The organism is Aeromonas sp. S18(2024), from assembly GCF_041402525.1.
GTDB classification, from domain to species: domain Bacteria; phylum Pseudomonadota; class Gammaproteobacteria; order Enterobacterales; family Aeromonadaceae; genus Aeromonas; species Aeromonas enteropelogenes.
In genome coordinates this window covers 1-17,721 of sequence record NZ_JBGLQV010000014.1, presented here as the reverse complement: position 1 = coordinate 17,721, position 17,721 = coordinate 1, and the positions used below count along the sequence as shown (strand labels likewise).

Annotated in this window: 17 protein-coding genes; 4 read left to right on the top strand and 13 right to left on the bottom strand. The window is 60.7% G+C overall.

Annotation, left to right across the window (positions count from 1 at the left end):
* Positions 1 to 80: 80 nt before the first annotated feature.
* Entirely contained in the window at positions 81 to 665 is a 585-nt protein-coding gene (gene sodB, locus ACB034_RS18615; protein WP_026455806.1) for a superoxide dismutase [Fe], read from the bottom strand.
* Between the two features lie 287 nt (positions 666 to 952).
* On the opposite strand from sodB, the gene ACB034_RS18610 reads away from it, so the two are divergent.
* A complete protein-coding gene (locus tag ACB034_RS18610) occupies positions 953 to 1,297 on the top strand; it encodes a Grx4 family monothiol glutaredoxin (RefSeq protein WP_026455805.1) in 345 nt (114 codons plus the stop codon).
* Positions 1,298 to 1,359: 62 nt separating this feature from the next.
* On the opposite strand, the gene ACB034_RS18605 is transcribed toward ACB034_RS18610, so the two are convergent.
* A complete protein-coding gene (locus ACB034_RS18605) occupies positions 1,360 to 2,571 on the bottom strand; it encodes an RsmB/NOP family class I SAM-dependent RNA methyltransferase (protein ID WP_042024841.1) in 1,212 nt (403 codons plus the stop codon).
* 281 nt (positions 2,572 to 2,852) lie between these two features.
* Between ACB034_RS18605 and pdxH the strand changes: the two genes are divergently transcribed.
* From pdxH to ACB034_RS18590, 3 genes are all read left to right on the top strand, one after another.
* Entirely contained in the window at positions 2,853 to 3,491 is a 639-nt protein-coding gene (pdxH, locus tag ACB034_RS18600) for a pyridoxamine 5'-phosphate oxidase (protein ID WP_224211308.1), read from the top strand.
* Between the two features lie 42 nt (positions 3,492 to 3,533).
* Entirely contained in the window at positions 3,534 to 4,148 is a 615-nt protein-coding gene (locus ACB034_RS18595) for a glutathione S-transferase family protein (protein ID WP_371173470.1), read from the top strand.
* A gap of 233 nt (positions 4,149 to 4,381) precedes the next feature.
* Positions 4,382 to 4,918, top strand: coding sequence for a GNAT family N-acetyltransferase (locus tag ACB034_RS18590; RefSeq protein ID WP_371173469.1), 537 nt, complete (start codon positions 4,382 to 4,384; stop codon positions 4,916 to 4,918).
* 45 nt (positions 4,919 to 4,963) lie between these two features.
* Here the strand turns inward: ACB034_RS18590 and ACB034_RS18585 are convergent, their stop codons facing one another.
* The 11 genes from ACB034_RS18585 to ACB034_RS18535 form a co-directional block, all read right to left on the bottom strand.
* A complete protein-coding gene (locus tag ACB034_RS18585) occupies positions 4,964 to 5,371 on the bottom strand; it encodes a hypothetical protein (protein WP_371173468.1) in 408 nt (135 codons plus the stop codon).
* A 244-nt stretch (positions 5,372 to 5,615) separates the two neighbouring features.
* Complete coding sequence (locus tag ACB034_RS18580) at positions 5,616 to 6,746, bottom strand: JmjC domain-containing protein (RefSeq protein ID WP_371173467.1); 1,131 nt, start codon at positions 6,744 to 6,746, stop codon at positions 5,616 to 5,618.
* A 216-nt stretch (positions 6,747 to 6,962) separates the two neighbouring features.
* Positions 6,963 to 8,333, bottom strand: coding sequence for an adenylosuccinate lyase (gene purB, locus ACB034_RS18575; RefSeq protein WP_371173466.1), 1,371 nt, complete (start codon positions 8,331 to 8,333; stop codon positions 6,963 to 6,965).
* Between the two features lie 121 nt (positions 8,334 to 8,454).
* Positions 8,455 to 9,066: a high frequency lysogenization protein HflD gene (gene hflD, locus ACB034_RS18570; RefSeq protein WP_026455796.1), complete on the bottom strand. Its 612-nt coding sequence runs from the start codon at positions 9,064 to 9,066 to the stop codon at positions 8,455 to 8,457.
* 90 nt (positions 9,067 to 9,156) lie between these two features.
* On the bottom strand, positions 9,157 to 10,263 hold the full coding sequence (gene mnmA / locus ACB034_RS18565) for a tRNA 2-thiouridine(34) synthase MnmA (RefSeq protein ID WP_342016901.1): 1,107 nt from the start codon (positions 10,261 to 10,263) through the stop codon (positions 9,157 to 9,159).
* Between the two features lie 157 nt (positions 10,264 to 10,420).
* Positions 10,421 to 10,888, bottom strand: a complete 468-nt coding sequence (locus tag ACB034_RS18560; protein WP_371173465.1) for an NUDIX hydrolase — start codon at positions 10,886 to 10,888, stop codon at positions 10,421 to 10,423.
* 26 nt (positions 10,889 to 10,914) lie between these two features.
* Positions 10,915 to 11,754 carry a pseudouridine synthase gene (locus tag ACB034_RS18555; protein ID WP_371173464.1) on the bottom strand — a complete coding sequence of 280 codons (840 nt, stop codon included), beginning with the start codon at positions 11,752 to 11,754 and terminating at the stop codon, positions 10,915 to 10,917.
* Between the two features lie 76 nt (positions 11,755 to 11,830).
* Positions 11,831 to 12,598 carry a PTS sugar transporter subunit IIA gene (locus ACB034_RS18550; RefSeq protein WP_371173463.1) on the bottom strand — a complete coding sequence of 256 codons (768 nt, stop codon included), beginning with the start codon at positions 12,596 to 12,598 and terminating at the stop codon, positions 11,831 to 11,833.
* Positions 12,598 to 12,903 carry a PTS fructose transporter subunit IIB gene (locus tag ACB034_RS18545; RefSeq protein ID WP_216992775.1) on the bottom strand — a complete coding sequence of 102 codons (306 nt, stop codon included), beginning with the start codon at positions 12,901 to 12,903 and terminating at the stop codon, positions 12,598 to 12,600. Before ACB034_RS18545 ends, ACB034_RS18550 begins: the two co-directional genes overlap by 1 nt.
* A 231-nt stretch (positions 12,904 to 13,134) precedes the next feature.
* Positions 13,135 to 14,541, bottom strand: a complete 1,407-nt coding sequence (uhpT, locus tag ACB034_RS18540; protein ID WP_042024852.1) for a hexose-6-phosphate:phosphate antiporter — start codon at positions 14,539 to 14,541, stop codon at positions 13,135 to 13,137.
* 460 nt (positions 14,542 to 15,001) lie between these two features.
* Positions 15,002 to 16,909 (bottom strand): fructose-specific PTS transporter subunit EIIC, encoded by a 1,908-nt coding sequence (locus ACB034_RS18535; RefSeq protein ID WP_371173462.1) that lies wholly within the window; start codon positions 16,907 to 16,909, stop codon positions 15,002 to 15,004.
* Between the last annotated feature and the right edge of the window lie 812 nt (positions 16,910 to 17,721).

Sequence of the window (17,721 nt, the reverse complement as noted above, 5' to 3'; positions counted from 1 at the left end):
GCGCCCTCTGTGTTTTCATCGCCGGATGTCAAACATAAAAAAACGCCCTGCAATGCAGGGCGTTTTGGCAAGAGCGGCTATCAGGCAGCCAGATTCTTGGCCACGAATTCCCAGTTGACCAGGGCCCAGAAGGTTTCCATGTACTTCGGACGCAGGTTGCGGAAATCGATGTAGTAGGCGTGCTCCCACAGGTCGACAGTCAGCAGCGGGGTAGTACCGGCTTCGGTCAGCGGGCAACCGGCGTTGGAGGTGTTGACGATGGCCAGGGAGCCGTCAGCCTTCTTCACCAGCCAGGTCCAGCTGGAACCGAAGTTGCCGATGGCAGACTTGGTGAAGGCATCTTTGAACTCGGCGAAAGAGCCAAAGGATTTGGTGATGGCGTCGGCCAGGGCGCCAGTCGGCTCGCCACCGCCGTTCGGGGAGAGGCAGTGCCAGTAGAAGGTGTGGTTCCAGATCTGGGCTGCGTTGTTGAAGATACCGCCGCTGGAGGTCTTGATGATCTCTTCCAGAGACTTGCCTTCAAACTCGGTACCCGGCACCAGGTTGTTCAGGTTGACCACGTAGGTGTTGTGGTGCTTGCCGTGGTGGTATTCCAGAGTTTCCTGGGAGATGTGCGGTTCCAGAGCATTGATTGCATAGGGCAGAGCGGGAAGTTCGAATGCCATTTTCTACTCTCCATTGGCTGGACCGTGCGAAAGCGACGGTTGCAAGACATTGCGTGCTCTTTTCTTATTTGAAAAGAGATGTTTATAAAATGATGAGGCAGGATAGCCCAAAGCCAAGGGATTGTAGCAGCATCAAAGATGGGCTAACAACTCCTGATTGGCGCCATGATCGCGATCAATGCAGGTGCAATTCTCTGTGCAATTCATATGCACATTTCCCTTTGTGAGTTTGTGCTCAGGCCAGATTGCAGTAGAATGGCCGCCGAAATCGCTCTAGTGAGGCATCTATGGAAACTATTGAAAAGATTAAGCAGCAGTTGGCTGACAACCCCATCATCATCTACATGAAAGGGTCTCCCAAGCTGCCCAGCTGTGGCTTCTCTGCCCAGGCCTCCCAGGCGCTGATGTCCTGTGGCGAGCCGTTTGCTTATGTCGATATCCTGCAAAACCCGGATATCCGTGCCGAATTGCCGAAATTCGCCAACTGGCCGACCTTCCCCCAGCTGTGGGTCGAAGGTGAGCTGATCGGCGGCTGCGACATCATGATCGAGATGTTCCAGGCCGGCGAGCTGCAGACCCTGATCAAGGAAACTGCCGCCAAGTACAAGAAAGATGACGCGGCCGCCGAATAAGGCTGCTTCAGTATCATGAAAAAGGGGAGCCAATGGCTCCCCTTTTTATTGTGGCGGTACTATCAGGCGATCCGCTCGATACGCGCCATATAGAAGCCATCGAAACCAGTGGCGGCGGGGCTCACGGTGTGATCGTCACGCAGCCGGAAATTTTCGTTGGCGGCGAGGAACTTGTCCACCTGCTGGCGGTTTTCCTGGGGCAGGATGGAGCAGGTCGCATAGACCAGCAGACCGCCGACCTTCACCATCTGGCTGTAGCGCTGCAGAATTTCTTCTTGCAGGGCCACCAGCACCGGCAGGCGCTCGGCGGTGTCGCGCCACTTGGCATCCGGATTGCGCTTGAGTACGCCAAGACCGGAGCAGGGCACGTCGAGCAGGACGCGGTCCGCGCTCTCTTTCAGGCGCTTGACGGTCTTGCTGCTGGTGATGACCCGGGTCTCCACGTTGTGAGCCCCGGCGCGGCGGGCGCGCTGCTTGAGGTTCTCCAGCTTCCACTCTTCCACATCCATCGCCAGCAGTCGGCCCTTGCCGTTCATCATGGCGGCCAGATGCAGAGTCTTGCCACCGGCACCGGCGCAGGCGTCGATGACGCGCATGCCCGGGGTGACCTCCAGGGCGGCGGCCACCAGCTGGGAGCCGGCATCCTGCTGCTCGAACCAGCCATCGGCAAAGGCGTTGGTGCGGAACAGGGCGGCATCCGAGGTGACCTGCAGGGCACTCTCGACCCCTTCTACCGGGACCGTGGTGACATGTTCTTTCGCCAGTGCGGCCTGCAGCTCATCCTTGTTGCACTTGAGGGTGTTGACCCGCAGGTAGCGCTTGGGCATGGCGGTAAGGGCGGCACGCTCGGCAGGCCAGGCTTCACCCAGCTGCTCGCTGCCGAGTTTTTCCAGCCAGCCAGGGCAGCCATCCATCAACACCGGATTCTTCTTGGCCTCGGCCAGACGACGGCGAAACGCCTCTTCATTGAAGCGATCCAGGGTCGGATGGTTGGGTTGGGCAATCTTGTGGAAGGCGTGCCAGCTGTGCAGCAGCGGCCAGACGTTCTTGGCGGCCTGACGGACCTGAATGCCGGTCAGGGCGCAGTAGAGACTGAGACGACGCAGCAGGTCGCCGGTGACCAGGGCAATCCTTGCCTGTTCTTGCGGTTTGAGATCGATGCCGGAGAAGTGACGGGCATAGGCGCGATCGAGGGTCAGGCCCTGCGCCAGTACATCGTCAACGATGGCAACGACCAGATCCCCGAAACGGGGCAACAGTGGGGATTTGAGCATGAGATTAACCTTGGCCAGATAAGGATGAACCGCCTTCTCGCGAGCGCGGTTCTAAAACGGATAAATCCGCGCAATGATAGGGGGAAGGGTCATGGTGTGCAAGGTGGATGTACGTTGTGCTCTCCGCTTGCATCCCTTGCTCGGCTCCCTGAATGTGGCGCCAGTCATGATGGTTAAGACATTGGCCTGTTATGGCTTGTCACTGGGAAGTTGCCGGAGCACAATGCCTGCATCGCTCTTTTGATGGTTGTGGAGCCATCATTTACTTAAGGAAAATCAAGATGATGGATGTGGCTGATCTGCGCCGCGAATATACCCGGGGCGGATTGCACCGGGCCGATCTGCCGGCCGAACCACTGGCGTTGTTCGAGAAGTGGCTGGCTCAGGCCTGCGAGGCCAGATTGACGGATCCGACCGCCATGGTGGTGGCTACCGTGGATGCCGACGGCCAGCCCTGGCAGCGTACCGTACTGCTCAAGCACTACGACGCTCAGGGGATGGTGTTCTACACCAACATGGGCAGTCGCAAGGCACATCAGCTGGAGGGTAATCCCCGCATCAGCCTGCTCTTCCCCTGGCATCCCCTGGACAGGCAGGTGCACGTGACTGGCCGGGTGGAGAAGCTTGGCACCCTTGAGGTGATGAAGTATTTCCACAGCCGTCCCAAGGACAGCCAGATAGCCGCCTGGGTCTCCAAGCAGTCGACCCGCATCTCGGCACGCGGCGTGCTGGAAGCCAAGTTTCTCGAGCTCAAGCAAAAATTTGCCAGCGGTGAAGTGCCCCTGCCGAGTTTCTGGGGCGGCTACCGGGTGGTGATCGACACGGTCGAATTCTGGCAGGGGGGCGAGCATCGCCTGCACGATCGTTTCTACTACACCCGTGAGGGGGATGGCTGGCACATCGAGCGTCTGGCCCCCTGATTATTCAACCTGGTTTCAACCCCCGTTTCACAAGGAGTGTGTATGCGTCTGTATGGTGATTTGCGATCCGGCAACTGTTACAAGGCATGGCTGCTGGCCCACTGGCTCGAGTTGCCCCTGACCTGGGTCAATGTGGATATTCAGGCGGGGGATACCCGAATTCCCGAGTTTCTGGCGCTCAATCCCAACGGCAAGATCCCGGTGCTGGCCATCGGTGAGGGGGACGCACTGGCCGAGTCCAATGCCATTCTCTTTTATCTGGCGCAGGGCTCCGCGCTCTGGCCATCGGATCCTCGCCAGCAGGCGGAAGTGCTCAAGTGGATGTTCTTCGAGCAGTACAGTCACGAGCCCTATATCGCGGTCGCCCGTTTCATCGTCCACTATCTGGGCCGACCGGAATCCCAGGAGGCGCGACTCGATGGCCTCAAGGCTGGCGGTGAGAAGGCACTGGCGGTGATGGAGCAGCAGCTTAAACAAAGCCCCTATCTGTGCGGCGAGGCGCCGACCATCGCCGATATCGCTCTCTACGCCTACACCCATGTGGCGGAGGAGGGGATTTTCTCCCTGCAGGGGTGGCCGGCCATTCGCGCCTGGATCGACCGTATCGAGTCACACCCCCGCCATCTGAGCCTGCCGGCTGCCTGTCAGGCAGAGTAAGGCGAGTCTGACAAAACCATCGGGCGCACCCAGGGTACGCCCGGCATTTCTATCTCATCCCTTTGTGTGGAAGAGCCTGGCCACGGGTCGATCCGCGTTCACTTTCTCTCCCTCGTCAGAGGTATGCCAATCGTTTTCCTGAGTGCACACTCCCATTTCTGGATAAAGGCGCTCAGGCCGCTCGCCACTTGTGTGGAATAATGGCCGCTCCGCTGTACGAGGAGTAACGCTGTATGTTGAGAACCGAGCGCCCTGGCGACATGTTGCCGGTCTATGAGCTGGTGAGCGCCGCCTTTGGCCGTTGCGATGAGGCCGAGCTGGTCAACCGTCTGCGCGAATGCGGCGCCGCCGTGGTGACCATGGTCGAGGAGGAGGAGTACGAGTTCATGGGGCACCTGATGCTGAGCCCGATCACCATTGCGGGTGAGGAAGGTCCCTGGCTCGGGCTGGCTCCGGTGGCGGTACATCCCGACTGGCAGGGGCAGGGCATAGGTTCGGATCTGATCCGCGAAGGACTGGATACGGCGCTGGAGATGGACTGGAAGGCGGTGGTGGTGCTCGGCGATCCCGCCTATTACAGCCGCTTCGGGTTTCGTCCGGCCAGCGAGTTCGGCCTGCACTGCATCTACGAGGTGCCCGCCGACTGCTTCATGGCGATGGAGCTGCAACCGGGGGGCCTCGAGGGCGTTGCCGGGGAAGTGCTCTACCACCCCCTGTTTGATGAACTGCCTGATGAAGTGGCGGAAGAACACCAGGAAGCGTGTGAATAGCAAAAAGCCCTCGATGAGGGCTTTTTTCATCTGCATTGATGGGGATCAGGCCATGATGTCGAGCAGGTTGCCCCGCTTGTCGCCCTGGCCGACCATCTCCCCCATCTGCTGACCGAGGGGGCTCTGCCTGAACTGCAGGTAGTCGCCGAGCTGCTGTTGCTGCTGGTGGCGCTCTTCCATCCGGTAGATATCGGCGGCCGTCGGGGTGCTCTGCCCGTCGCTCTCCTGGCCGCTGGCTTGCAGATAGCGATCCACCGCGGCTTTGTCCTGCTGCTGCTCGGTATAGGAGACTGCCAGGGTGCGGCGGGTAGTCTCCTTCTCCTCCTGCTTCGCCACATACTCATCTTTCTTGTCCAGTGCCTTGTCGCGGCCCTGGCTGATCTGCTCCGGGGTCAGCTTGGGATAGGCGTTGTCATAACCGGGCAACGGTATGGGACGAGTGCTGATCTGCATAGGATACCCTCTCTTCTAAACCTGTCTGCTTGGACAATGACCGCATGATACGAGCTTTCACTTGTGCAAAAAAGCATCATCAGGTGCGCCGTCAAGAGTGGGTTCAGCTTCGAAAGTCAGTTGTGGAGCAGGCAAGAAGTGAAAAGAGCCGCTGGGTCGGCCTGGTTGGCAGCAGATGATGTGAAGTCGGTGACCACAGAGATAAAAAAGGCGCCCGAAGGCGCCTTTTGTCACAGCGAGAGGATCAGTTGAAGAACCAGTAACCGCGGTTGACCAGACGGGTCAGCAGCTGCAGGAAGCCGGCCTGATCGGCAAGTTCCACCATGTCGGCCTGGGTGACCATGTCCTTGTCGCACAGCAGCGAGATGGCCGCAGCATCCTCGCTCGGCAGGGTCCAGGCTTCGCCGTCGATGTAGCAGGTCTGGCTCTCGCCGCTGAACCAGACAGAGCGCAGCCCCGGCACCTTGATGGCGGGCTCGCCCTGGGTCAGCAGATCGGCCACCTCGTCGGCGCTGTAGTCCGGCTCCACCGGATTGACGTCCAGATCGTGCTTGGCCTCGGAGATCATGGTGCCGAACCACTCCTTGAACAGGGTCTCGTCATCGAGGGCCTGTTGCATCAGCTCGCGCAGGCGGTGCAGCTCGTGGGGCTGAATTTCGCCGTGGCGGGCGCGGGGCTTGAGGTCGGGATCACCGTAGCGCTCGGTACGCAGGTCGTTGTCGATCAGATGGTCGGCAAAGGAGGAGATAAGCGCTTTGGCGTCCGGTGCACGGAAGCCCACCGAGAAGTTCAGGGAAGGCTCAATGGCGTAGCCCTCGTGGGGGAATCCGGGCGGAATGTAGAGGATATCGCCCGGCTCCATGATGACGTCGATGATCGCCTCGAACGGCTCGCAGTGCAGCAGGGCGGCGTGGGCGGCGAACTCATTGCGCGGTGTGGCATCGCCGACGCGCCAGTGGCGCTTGCCCTGACCCTGGGTGATGAAGACGTCGTAGTTGTCGATATGGGGACCGACACCGCCATGGGGGGTGGAGAAGCTCACCATCACATCGTCAAAGCGCCAGCCCGGGATGAACTGGAACGGCAGTGCCAGCTCGTTGACCTCGGGCGCCCAGTGGTTGCAGGCCTGCACCAGTATGGTCCAGTTCTCTTCCCCCAGGTGATCGTAGGATTCGAAGGGACCGTGGGCTGCCTCCCACTTGTTGTTGAAGCGGGTGACGAGGCGCGATTCAATCACCTCTTCCATGGCCAGACCCGCCAGCTCGTCCGGGCTGATGGGATCCTGAAAGTCGGTGAAGCCGCCCTTGATAAGGAGCGGGCGCTTCTGCCAGTAGTGCTCGAGGAAGTGAGCGATATCCAGATTGAGTTGGTACATGGTGCTTCTCGTATCTTGTGAGAGAGGGCTTGCCCAAGACGGGCTTGGGCAAGGCCACTCGGTTGAACATAACTACGTAGTTGAACACAGCTACGTAGTTGAGCATGGCTGCGTCGTTGAACATAGTGACGCAGGTCGAAAATGGTGACCCGGGTCGAAAATAACAGGGGCCCTGTGACAGAGTATGCACAGGGCCCCTGTTCGTTGGTTATCCGCTTATTTCAGCAGATCGACCAGACGCTGGGCGTCACCGATATAGTTGGCCGGAGTGAGCTTTTTCAGCTCGACCTTCACGTCCTCGGGCAGTTCCAGGGTGTCGATAAAGGTACGCATCCCTTCGGCGTCCACGCGGCGGCCACGGGTCAGCTCCTTGAGCTTCTCATAGGGCTTCTCGATGCCGTAGCGGCGCATCACGGTCTGGATCGGTTCGGCCAGCACTTCCCAGTTGGCGTCCAGATCGGCAGCCATGGCGTCCGCGTTGGCTTCCAGCTTGGAGATGCCCTTCAGGGTCGCCTGATAGGCAATCAGGGAGTAACCCACCGCCACGCCCAGGTTGCGCAGCACGGTCGAGTCGGTCAGATCACGCTGCCAGCGGGAGATGGGCAGTTTGCTCGCCAGGTGCTGGAACACGGCGTTGGCCAGACCCAGATTGCCTTCGGAGTTTTCGAAGTCGATGGGGTTGACCTTGTGCGGCATGGTGGAGGAGCCGATTTCGCCGGCGATGGTACGCTGCTTGAAGTGGCCCAGGGAGATGTAGCCCCACACGTCGCGATCGAAGTCGATCAGGATGGTGTTGAAGCGCGCCATGGCGTCGAACAGCTCGGCGATGTAGTCGTGCGGCTCGATCTGGGTGGTGTAGGGGTTCCAGGTCAGGCCCAGAGAAGTGACGAACTCCTCGGAGAACTGGTGCCAGTCCACATCCGGGTAGGCGCTGAGATGGGCGTTGTAGTTGCCCACGGCGCCGTTGATCTTGCCGAGGATCTCGACAGCCATGATCTGCTTGAGCTGGCGCTCCAGACGGTAGGCGACGTTGGCCATCTCCTTGCCCATGGTGCTCGGGGTGGCCGGCTGACCGTGGGTGCGCGATAGCAGCGGCATGTCGCGATACTCATGGGCCAGGCGCTTGATCTCGCCGATGAGCTTCTCGCAGTAGGGCTTTATCACCTCTTCCCGAGCGGTTTTCAACATCAGGCCGTGGGAGTTGTTGTTGATGTCTTCGGAGGTGCAGGCGAAGTGGATGAACTCGCTGACGGCGGCGAGCTCGGGGTTCACTTCCACCTTCTCTTTCAGGAAGTACTCCACCGCTTTCACATCATGGTTGGTGGTGCGCTCGATCTGTTTGATGCGCGCGGCGTCGCTCTCGTTGAAGTTGCTGACGATGCCGTCGAGCAGGGCACTGGCAGCCGCGCTCAGGGCAGGGACTTCCGGGATCCCGGCGTGGCTGGCCAGTTTCTGCAACCAGCGCACTTCGACTTCGACGCGAAAACGCAGCAGGCCGAATTCGGAGAAGATGGGACGCAGGGCATCGGCCTTGTCGCCATAACGACCGTCAATCGGGGAAACAGCAGTCAGCGCTGACAGCTCCATGTGGTGAACTCCTGATGTGTGTGGGGGATTCGAATCCACTCGCGCGCTTGCAGTGGTTATCAAGGCTGATGTGCGGCTGTTCACCTTGATGTCGACCTCTCTGCCCGGGCGCGAGCGATGATTAGTAACGTTTGGCCAGTTCGACCATCTTCTTGCGGGCGAAGATGATCTGGGTGCGGCTGCCGCCCAGCTGGCGCCACAGCACCACGGCGCGAATACCGGCCAGCAGCAGGGCGCGCACCTTGTGCTGCACCAGCGGCTGTTGCAGGAACAGCGGGGTGCCCGCTACCTGGATGCGCGGCCCGATGGGGCTGATAAGATCGCTGTAGATGCTCGCCATGTTGGCCAGGATCTGCTCGTCGAGCAGATCGAAATGCTGTTGCTGGCGGCCGATCTGGCTGATCCGCTCGCCCAGCATGTTGAGAATGTCCTTGCGCTTGGCCAGTTTGCGTTCCAGCGCAATCAGGCTCACCACGTAACGGGTCAGCTCGGCGTTTTTCTGGCTGCCGTCGGCGCCCAGTTGATCGACCAGGGCGCGGTAGCCATCGCGAATGGCCAGGTGGTTGCCGAACACGTCCAGCGGCTGCTTGGGATCGGTGACCAGGATGCTTTGCAGGCTCTCGCGCAGGGAGGCCTCGTCGCAGGTACCGTCACGGGCCACCTTCTGTACCAGATAGGCGGCCTGGCAGATGCCGGCGAAGGCCATGGTTCTGTCTTGGAATTTGTCGCTCACGTATGCTGCCTTCTATTTGTGCTGTTCAACCGGATGACGGGTTTCGGGGCGCTGGCGTCAGACTTTGCCCCGAAACGGCAGTCTCATTCCTTAGACCGGATGGCTGAAACGCTGTTCGATAATGCCGCCGCCCAGGCACACTTCCCCGTCGTAGAAGACGGCGGACTGGCCCGGGGTCACCGCAGCTTGGCTTTCGTCGAAGATCACCCGGATGGTCTCGTCGTCGATGGGCTGGATCAGGCAGGGGATATCCTGCTGGCGGTAACGGGTCTTGACGGTGCAGCGGCGCGGCTCGCGAATGGGTGTGCGATCCACCCAGTGCAATTGGCTCGCGATGAGGCCGTCGGAGTAGAGACGGGGATGTTCGCCTTGGGCGACCACCAGCACGTTGCGCTCCACCTCTTTATCCACCACGTACCAGGCCTCTTCGGTGGCATCCTTGCGGCCACCGATGCCGAGCCCCTTGCGCTGGCCCAGGGTGTGATACATCAATCCCTGGTGGGTGCCGATCACCTTGCCATCCACGGTCTCGATGTCGCCGGGTTGGGCGGGCAGGAACTTGGCCAGGAAGTCCTTGAACTTGCGCTCGCCGATAAAGCAGATGCCGGTGGAGTCCTTCTTCTTGGCGGTAATCAGGTCGAGCTGCTCGGCGATGCGGCGCACCTCGGGTTTTTCCAGATCGCCGACCGGGAACAGGCTTTGGCCCACCTGCTTTTCACTCAGGGTGTAGAGGAAGTAGCTCTGATCCTTGTTGGTGTCGAGACCGCGCAGCAGGCGCGGACGGCCGGTGCTGTCGTCACGGCGCACATAGTGGCCAGTGGCGATGTAGGTGGCACCCAGCTCTTCGGCGGCAAACTCGAGGAACGCCTTGAACTTGATCTCCTTGTTGCAGAGGATATCCGGGTTCGGCGTGCGCCCCGCCTTGTACTCTTCCAGGAAGTGCTCGAACACGTTGTCCCAGTACTCGGCGGCGAAGTTGATGGTGTGGAGTTTGATCCCCAGCTTGTCGCAGACGGCCTTGGCATCAGCCAAATCCTGGGCGGCAGAGCAGTACTCGTCCGTGTCGTCTTCTTCCCAGTTCTTCATGAACAAGCCTTCGACCTGATAGCCCTGCTGCTGGAGCAGGTAGGCCGAGACGGAAGAATCCACGCCGCCGGACATGCCGACGATCACCTTGATTTGGCTGTTGTCTGTCATTAGTCGAAGTTACCAGTTCGTTTAAACGGGGCGTATTCTACCAGAGTTTTGCGCCCCCGGTCACATCTCCATGCCGCCGTTCCCATCAGGAACCGTGCAGTAGGAAATCGTTTTTCCCTCCATTGCCTCACGAGTCGGCAATCGGCGTCAAATGGCCTCAGATAAAGGCCTTGAGCGCAGAGAGGGGCAAGCGGGTGCCCGCCAGATAGTCCTGGATGCACTGCCACACCAGGGGGCTGCGCAAAGAGGATTTGCACTCGCCAAGCTCCTCTAGTGTCAACCAGTGGCAGGCCAGCACGTCGCCGTCGGGATCCTCTGGATGGTGCTGCCCCGGGGCTTTTTCAAGGTCGAACACCATGGCGATGCGCACATAGGTGGCCTCGCTGTCCGCCGGCTTGTAGAGATAGGTACCCAGCCAGGCGGCGGGGCTGGCGATGAGCCCGGTCTCTTCCTTCAGCTCGCGGCAGGCCGCTTCAAGCAGGTTTTCCCCCGGCTCCACATGGCCGGCAGGCTGGTTGAAGCGTCGCTGACCCCTTATCTCCTCTTCGACCATCAGAAAACGGCCCTGCCAGTGCACCAGAGCAGCGACGGTGAGGCGGGTAGGCAGCGGTGGATGATCGCTCATAGGGACTCCTTGTCTCGTTGATTCATTCAGGATTGGCCGCCGCGGGCCGGTCGGCGCGCGCTGCCCCGGCCACCGCTGCGGGGCTTGTTGCTGGCAGGGGCCGGGTTTGTGGTTTGAGTTTGCCCCCGTGGTTTGCTGCCTGCGGGGCGCACTGTCCGGGGGGGATGCGGTTTGCCGGTCTGGTCGCTGCGACGGGGCGATGAGTGGGCAAGGGGAGCCAGTTCCGGCGCCGGCAGGCTGCGGCTCTCGCCGGGCGCCAGATCATCGAGGGTCCAGTCGCCGATGGCGTAGCGGATAAGACGCAAGGTGGGGTGGCCGATATGGGCGGTCATGCGCCGCACCTGGCGGTTGCGCCCCTCGATGATCTTGATCTCGAGCCAGCAGGTGGGGATCTCCTTGCGCTCGCGTATGGGCGGATTGCGTGGCCACACGTCGGGCTCATCCATGATGCGCGCCTCGGCGGGCAGGGTCATGCCGTCATTAAGCTCTACTCCTGCGCGCAGGGCCTTCAGTGCCGCTTCGCTCGGCACTCCTTCCACCTGGACCCAGTAGGTCTTGGGGGTCTTCTCCCCCGGCTGGGTGAGGTGTGCCTGCAACTTGCCGTCATTGGTGAGCAGCAAGAGGCCCTCGCTGTCGCGGTCGAGCCGACCCGCGGCATAGATGCCGGGCTCTTTGATGTAATCCTTGAGGGTCTTCCGCCCGGCCTCGTCGGTGAACTGGCAGAGCACCATGTAGGGCTTGTTCAGCAACAGCAGCTTGCGATCGGCCGGGGCCACCTGTGGCTTGCGAGGCGCGGAGGAGACTCGGACCCCCTTGTCACGGGGCGGGCGCGCAGAGAGGGAGAGGCGGGAGCGGGCAGATTTCATCGGATACACACGTCAAATGAACAATGGCAGCGAGTGTATCACAGGGGCTTGTCGGCGAGATGAACGGGGGCGCTTTTCAGCCGAGCAGGCTCTCGACGACGATGGCCTGGCGGGCAGGGGATGAACTTGCCTTGAGCAGGGCGCTGGCGATGACGTCGTCCAGCATGGCGCGGGCCAGCCGGGTGAGGGGAAGCAGGGTCTCGCGCGGGCTACCGGCGGGGATCGCCAGCAGGATGAGGGTCTGTACCGGCCCTATCCGGGAGCCCCACTCGATGGGGGCCTTGCTGGCCAGCAGGGCCAGCGCGGGCCGGGTCACCCTTGAGCTCAGCACATGGGGCATGGCCAGCCCCGGACGTATGATGGTGGCGGCGATCTCTTCGCGGGCGGTCAGCTCGTCGGCCAACCCGGCGCTGTCGGTGACCAGCTGCGCAGGCAGCAGATCGATAAGCTGCGAGAGGGCCTGGGGCTTGTCCAGCCCTGTCTGGCTGTGGCCAAGCTGGGCCAGGGTAAAGCAATAGTCGGGCAGGGCGCCAGCCAGGCGCTGCTCGGCCAGGGCGGCGGTTGCCGGGCGCACCAGTGGCTGGCCCAGCTCGCCGCACCAGCAGGTAAAGGCCATGTGGGCCAGCTCGGCGTCGTTCCCCTCTATCTGCAACTGGCAGAGATCCCCGGGCTGGATGGCCAGGGTGAGCAGGGAGAGCTGGTTGCTCACCGTTACGGTTTGGCGGCGGGTGAGATTGGCGCCGCGAATGCAGGATTTGAACATCCCCGCCAGCCGGCTCAGTTGCTTGGCCTGGGTGATGCTCATGCCCTGATGGCAGTAGAAGGTGATCTCGCGGGTCAGCATCAGGCCTGCAGCGGCAGCCCCCTGAGCACGGCCTGGGCATTGAGCAACACGGTCTCGAGGCGCACCTGATGGGTGCGACAGCCGAGAAAGCGCTCTTTTTGCTCGATCTCGATGTCCGAGGCGATCAGCACCAGTTCGGCGGCGGCGATGTCCCGGGCGGTCAACATATTCTCCATCCCCATGGCTCCCTGGGTCTCGACCTTGATCTTGAGACCAAGGGCGGTAGCGGCTTTTTGCAGGGCCTCGGCGGCCATGTAGGTGTGGGCGATGCCGGTGGGACAGGCGGTGACGGCGACGATCTTCATCAGCTCTCTGTTTTGTTGGCAAAAGGGTGCCACAAGATAGCGCCAACTCCGGACGCTTGCCAAAGGCGGGGGCTGAAAATGGGATCTGGAGTGGGACCTGACCTTGTGTCTGTACACGTAGTGTGCAGGGGTGGGGTCATTTGATGATGGCAAAGACTGATAAAAAACCGGCCCGTCAACTGGACGGGCCGGATGGACACAAGAGCGTGTATGGAGTAGGAACTCTGTCCCTTAGGCGGACTGGGTTGCCAGCTCGGCGGCTTTCAGCTCGCGCTTGAGGCGGCGGATCTTGCGCTCTTCCGCGATGGCCACACAGGCCATCAGCACCAGACAGGCGGCTGCGGCAATGTCGAGCGCGGCGAAGGTGCCGCTCCAGCCGGTCAGGCCGAAGATGGGGGTACCGTCGGCGATCATGCCCAGACCCAGTTTGGCGAAGCTGTCACCGATGAGGTAGGCGAAGGTACCCTTGACGCCATCGGCCACACTGATCCCCTGCTTGGGTACGAAGCCCACGGCGGCCACGCCGATCAGCAGTTGCGGACCAAACACCAGGAAGCCCAGCAGGAACAGGGAGCCCAGGAACATGAACTGGGTGGTGGCGTGCTGGTAGAGACCCAGGGTGGCGATGATGAGTGCCAGTGCCACGCAGGCCACCAGACCACGACGACCGTTTGCCAGATCGGAGAGGTAACCCCACATCAGGGTGCCGACCAGGGCGCCCACTTCGAAGAAGGTAAAGCCCTGGATGGCGACGTCCTTGGAGAAGCCGAGCTCCTGGTGGGCATAGACGGTGGACCACTGGTCGATACCGATGCGCACCACGTAGAGGAAGATGTTGGCAAAGCAGAGCAGCCAGATCACCTTGTTCATCAGCACGTACTTCACGAAGATCTGCCACTTGGTCAGCTTCTGCTCTTCGGTGGCGACGTCCTCTTCGCTCGCCGCTTCGTCAAACAGCTCTTCCACCTTGCCAAGGCCGTAGGCTTCCGGTGAATCGCTACCAAAGCGCAGGCCGATAAAGCCGACGATCAGCGCAATGATGGAGGGGAAGATGAACATGCCGAGCACGTTGCCATCGAACAGGTAGTTGGCACCGAACAGCGCCACACCGGCCGCACCGGCGCCGCCCACGTTGTGGGAGAGGTTCCACATGCCCAGATAGGTGCCGCGCTTGTTGCGGGGGGTCCACTTGGTGATGGTGGAGTAGCTGCAGGAGCCGCCACAGCTCTGGAAGAAGCCGCTCAGGGCGTAGAAGAAGATCATCAGGTAGAGGCTAAAACCCGTGCCACCCATGCTGGCACTGAAGCCTAGCATGCACAGGGCGGAGAGGATCAGCATCAGCGGCAGGAACTGCTTGGTGTTCTTGCCGTCGGCATAGTAGGAGAGGATGGTCTTGCCCACGCCGTAGGTGATGGAGAAGCCGAGGCCGATCATGCCAAGCTCGGTCATGGAGAGACCGTAGGTCTGGATCATGTCGTTCTGCGCAATGTTGAAGTTCTTGCGGATCAGATACATGGTCAGATAGCCGATGAATACAACCAGATAGGATTGCATAAACGGCTTGAACCAGAGTTTGCGCCGGGCTTCGACCGGCAGATCTAGGGTGGGCACCCGGACCTGTTGGAGCAGTTTCAACATCTTCGTTCATCCTCTGCGAGATAGACGCTATTTCCGCCGTGCCTCCCGCCTGTTTATTGGTCGTTGTTCAAGCGTTGGAAGAGGTCACGTCATGAAAGGGGGTGGCTAGCGGGGCGCTCGGCCGCCGCTTTGTCCATATGAACCCGGGCCCGGCACGGGAGCTGCGGAGCTTTCGCCACGCGCTGTGCGGGTCACGACATCAGGTGAGCTGACTCTAGTCAGGGGGGAAATAAATGGCTTGAGAGCCATCCCTAGCAGGGGTAGGAAATTTTCCTAGTTTTGTCCGATTTCGCCATCAAGCGTGAAGATGATCACATTGCGCCAAGGGCAATCGGAGCTGAGCGGGCCGGGATGAGTAGAGGGCGCAACCATTTTTGTTTGAGCCGTTTGTCCACTGACGCAAAGAAGCCACCCTGGGGTGGCCTCTTGTTATGACTGACGGTCACTGACGGGGGAGCGCTCAGGCCGCTTTGGCGAGCATGGCCTCATCGCTCTTCTTCATGCGCAGTTTTTTCAGGGCAACCGCCACCACGCCGGTGACGATGGCGCCGCAGATCATGCAGAGCAGTGCCAGCAGCGGCTTGTTGACCGCACCCAGCAGGGCCACGATGGGGCCACCGTGAGCGACGCTGTTGGTGATGCCAAACAGGAAGGCCATCACGGCGGCGGTCATGCTGCCCAGTACGTTGGCCGGAATGACGGCGAGCGGGTCGCGGGCGGCAAACGGGATGGCGCCCTCGGAGATCCCCACCAGACCCATGGCACCGGCGGCCTTGCCCGCTTCGATTTCAGAGGCATCGAAGATGCCGAGCTTGCGACCGAGTACGGTGGCCAGCGACATGCCAAGGGGGGCGACCGGGATGGCGCAGGCCATGGCACCCATGAACTGGGTCTGGCCGGAGGCGATCATGCCCACCGAGAACAGGAAGGCTACCTTGTTGACCGGGCCACCCATGTCAAAGCCGGCCATGCCACCGAGCACAATCCCCAGCAGTACCAGGCTGCCACCGCTCATGGAGAGCAGCATGGCGTTCAGACCCGTCATCATGTCGGCGATGGGGGCGCCGATGATGAAGATAAAGACGGCGGCGATAAAGAGCGACCCGACGATGGGGGCGATCAGGATCGGCACCAGCGGCTGTACCATCTTGTGGTACTGGCGGGTGGCAATCCAGCGCACCAGATAACCGACCAGGAGGCCCGCGATGATGGCGCCGATAAAGCCGGTGCCGGCGTCGGCGCCGTAGAAGCTGCCGTTGTTGGCGATCCAGCCGCCGATAAAGCCCGGCGCCAGCGCCGGACGATCACCGATGGCGTAGGCGATATAGCCCGCCAGGATGGGGATCATCAGGGTAAAGGCGGCCACGCCCACGTTGAGGATCTGGTTCCACATGCTCCCTTCCGGGATCTGCATGCCGCTCGGGGTCGGGTTGCCGCCGATGGCGAGCGACAGGGCAATGAGCAAGCCCCCCGTGACTACAAACGGGATCATGTGGGAGACACCGTTCATCAGATAGCGGTAGAGATCCGAACTGCCGCTGGTGCTCTTCTCCTCACTCTTGCGCTCATCCTTGTCCGCCACAAAGGCGGGGGCCTTCAGGGCCTGCTCGATCAGCCCCTTGCCATCCTTGATGGGCGCCTTGACTCCGGTCTTGATGAGCGGTTTGCCATTGAAGCGGGCCATGTCCACGTGCTTGTCGCAGGCCACCACGATGGCGCTGGCGCGGGCGATTTCGTCCGCGGTAGGGCTGTTCTTGACGCCGATGGAGCCGTTGGTCTCCACCTTTACTTCGTAACCGAGTTCACGGGCGGCGCGCTCCAGGGATTCCGCCGCCAGATAGGTGTGGGCGATACCGGCCGGGCAGCCGGTAACGCCGATGATCAACCCCTTGCTGGTGGTCGCAGTGACGGCTTGCTCCTCTTTTTTCTCAAGCAGCAGCGCCAGTGCCTCGGCCGGACTCTTGGCCGCCAGCAATGCATCGATAAAGCCCTCTTCAATCAGCTTGGCGGAGAGCTCGGCCAGCACCTCGATATGGTGGTTGGCGCCCCCGTCGGGGGAGGCGATCATGAAAAAGAGGTGGGACGGCTTGCCATCTTCGGCGCCGTACTCGATGCCGGTGCGGCTGATGCCGATGGCCACCGCCGGGGTGCTCACCGCCGCGCTCTTGGCGTGGGGCAGGGCCACTCCTTCCTCGAAGCCGGTGTTACCGAGTTCCTCACGGGCCCACAAGTCCTTGATAAAGGCCTGCTGGTCGCTGACCTTGCCTTGCGCCGCCAGCAGGGCGGCCATCTCGTGGAAGACCCCCTCCTTGTGCGTCGCTTTCAAATCGAGATTGATCAGATGTTCATTGATCAGTGTGGTGATCATGGCGCTCTCCCCGCTCCCTTGATGGAGCTGTTGGTATGCCGCCCTTGTGCGGCCGGCATGCAGACAAAACTTGACCTGGCTATTATCGCGCCGGGGAGTCAGTCACCCTATCGGACAAATGTGCGAATAACTGGATTTTTGTGCGGTTATGGCCTGAGTGTGACCCTGATCTCACCGCAGAGCCGCTGACAAAATGGGTCTGAATTGAATCGATGAGTGATTTTTTATTTTTAAAAATCAGCGCCTTGAGTTTTATTCTTTCAACGTGCTTTTGTGATGGAGGGGGATGTTATCCGGCCAGGAAACGGTGTAAAACTATAAATTTGTGAGGTGAAAAGAGAGCGTAGGGTGTGAGCTGACGCACATAAATGGCGGTGATAAGGCGCTTGATAAGGGGAGGCCGGCGAGGGGATAGGTGGAGAAATGGGTTGGACCATCAGAGGGGGATAGACCACCTTTGTGGGCATGTGGAGCCATAGGAATGGTGCCCGTAGGGTGCAATAAACGGAGTGAATTGCACCGCTGATATGGTGGCTGGAAGGTAGAGGTGTAATGCGCTGCGCTTATTACACCCTACCGGGTTGATTACGCGAATATCCGAATACGCTTCGTGACTCGAAACTAAGCACTAATTCTTTGCGATTAGGGTATTCCCCTCGACTCTGAGAAGAGCCGGTGTGTTGACCCCGTGTAAATGGGGGTGTAGTGGTCAACTAAATCCGGACACTTGGTTAGGCCGATCTTCGGCTTTTGCTGGCGGTATCCCGTCATTGTGTTGATGTGGACGCCGCCAGTTGTAGTAATCCATCAGG

What these genes read in the sequence shown, in the direction of transcription:
- uhpT (WP_042024852.1), bottom strand. Translation starts at nt 14,541, where the DNA reads ATGTTGAAACTGCTCCAACAGGTCCGGGTGCCCACCCTAGATCTGCCG.
- ACB034_RS18545 (WP_216992775.1), bottom strand. Translation starts at nt 12,903, where the DNA reads ATGAAGATCGTCGCCGTCACCGCCTGTCCCACCGGCATCGCCCACACC.
- pdxH (WP_224211308.1), top strand. Translation starts at nt 2,853, where the DNA reads ATGATGGATGTGGCTGATCTGCGCCGCGAATATACCCGGGGCGGATTG.
- ACB034_RS18535 (WP_371173462.1), bottom strand. Translation starts at nt 16,909, where the DNA reads ATGATCACCACACTGATCAATGAACATCTGATCAATCTCGATTTGAAA.
- ACB034_RS18590 (WP_371173469.1), top strand. Translation starts at nt 4,382, where the DNA reads ATGTTGAGAACCGAGCGCCCTGGCGACATGTTGCCGGTCTATGAGCTG.
- ACB034_RS18580 (WP_371173467.1), bottom strand. Translation starts at nt 6,746, where the DNA reads ATGTACCAACTCAATCTGGATATCGCTCACTTCCTCGAGCACTACTGG.
- ACB034_RS18560 (WP_371173465.1), bottom strand. Translation starts at nt 10,888, where the DNA reads ATGAGCGATCATCCACCGCTGCCTACCCGCCTCACCGTCGCTGCTCTG.
- ACB034_RS18610 (WP_026455805.1), top strand. Translation starts at nt 953, where the DNA reads ATGGAAACTATTGAAAAGATTAAGCAGCAGTTGGCTGACAACCCCATC.
- ACB034_RS18595 (WP_371173470.1), top strand. Translation starts at nt 3,534, where the DNA reads ATGCGTCTGTATGGTGATTTGCGATCCGGCAACTGTTACAAGGCATGG.
- ACB034_RS18605 (WP_042024841.1), bottom strand. Translation starts at nt 2,571, where the DNA reads ATGCTCAAATCCCCACTGTTGCCCCGTTTCGGGGATCTGGTCGTTGCC.
- ACB034_RS18585 (WP_371173468.1), bottom strand. Translation starts at nt 5,371, where the DNA reads ATGCAGATCAGCACTCGTCCCATACCGTTGCCCGGTTATGACAACGCC.
- ACB034_RS18555 (WP_371173464.1), bottom strand. Translation starts at nt 11,754, where the DNA reads ATGAAATCTGCCCGCTCCCGCCTCTCCCTCTCTGCGCGCCCGCCCCGT.
- sodB (WP_026455806.1), bottom strand. Translation starts at nt 665, where the DNA reads ATGGCATTCGAACTTCCCGCTCTGCCCTATGCAATCAATGCTCTGGAA.
- purB (WP_371173466.1), bottom strand. Translation starts at nt 8,333, where the DNA reads ATGGAGCTGTCAGCGCTGACTGCTGTTTCCCCGATTGACGGTCGTTAT.
- ACB034_RS18550 (WP_371173463.1), bottom strand. Translation starts at nt 12,598, where the DNA reads ATGCTGACCCGCGAGATCACCTTCTACTGCCATCAGGGCATGAGCATC.
- mnmA (WP_342016901.1), bottom strand. Translation starts at nt 10,263, where the DNA reads ATGACAGACAACAGCCAAATCAAGGTGATCGTCGGCATGTCCGGCGGC.